This window comes from Streptomyces hygroscopicus subsp. hygroscopicus (assembly GCF_001553455.1).
GTDB lineage: Bacteria > Actinomycetota > Actinomycetes > Streptomycetales > Streptomycetaceae > Streptomyces > Streptomyces hygroscopicus.
In genome coordinates this window covers 1-936 of the sequence record NZ_BBOX01000666.1, presented here as the reverse complement: position 1 = coordinate 936, position 936 = coordinate 1, and the positions used below count along the sequence as shown (strand labels likewise).

Sequence of the window (936 nt, the reverse complement as noted above, 5' to 3'; positions counted from 1 at the left end):
GGGTCAGCCGGAAGATCCAGGTGGGGTCGGTGGCGGTGGGCGGTGACGCTCCGATCTCCGTTCAGTCGATGACGACGACGGTGACGGCGGATATCGGGGCGACGTTGCAGCAGATCGCGGAGCTGACCGCGGCGGGGTGCCAGATCGTGCGGGTGGCGTGTCCGTCGCAGGACGATGCGGACGCGTTGCCGGTGATCGCGAGGAAGTCGCAGATTCCGGTGATCGCGGACATTCATTTCCAGCCGAAGTACGTGTTCGCGGCGATTGATGCCGGGTGTGCGGCGGTGCGGGTGAATCCGGGGAACATCCGGCAGTTCGACGACAAGGTCAAGGAGATCGCGAAGGCGGCGTCGGATGCGGGGGTGCCGATCCGGATCGGGGTGAACGCGGGGTCGCTGGACAAGCGGCTGCTGGAGAAGTACGGCAAGGCCACGCCGGAGGCGTTGGTGGAGTCGGCGTTGTGGGAGTGTTCGCTGTTCGAGGAGCACGGTTTCCGGGACATCAAGATCTCGGTGAAGCACAACGATCCGGTGGTGATGGTCAATGCCTATCGTCAGCTGGCGGCGCGGTGTGACTATCCGTTGCATCTGGGGGTGACGGAGGCGGGTCCGGCGTTCCAGGGGACGATCAAGTCGGCGGTGGCGTTCGGTGCGCTGTTGAGTGAGGGGATCGGGGACACGATCCGGGTGTCGTTGTCGGCGCCTCCGGCGGAGGAGGTGAAGGTCGGGATTCAGATTCTGGAGTCGCTGAATCTGCGGCAGCGGCGGTTGGAGATTGTTTCGTGTCCGTCGTGTGGTCGGGCGCAGGTGGATGTGTACAAGCTGGCGGATGAGGTCACGGCGGGTCTGGAGGGTATGGAGGTTCCGCTGCGGGTGGCGGTCATGGGGTGTGTGGTCAACGGTCCCGGCGAGGCGCGTGAGGCGGACCTGGGTGTCG

At 65.5% G+C, this 936-nt stretch carries 1 protein-coding gene; it reads left to right on the top strand.

Annotation, left to right across the window (positions count from 1 at the left end; all coding sequences use genetic code 11):
• On the top strand, positions 1–936 hold a 936-nt coding region (gene ispG, locus AXW62_RS39750; RefSeq protein ID WP_060948562.1), incomplete at both ends, for a flavodoxin-dependent (E)-4-hydroxy-3-methylbut-2-enyl-diphosphate synthase.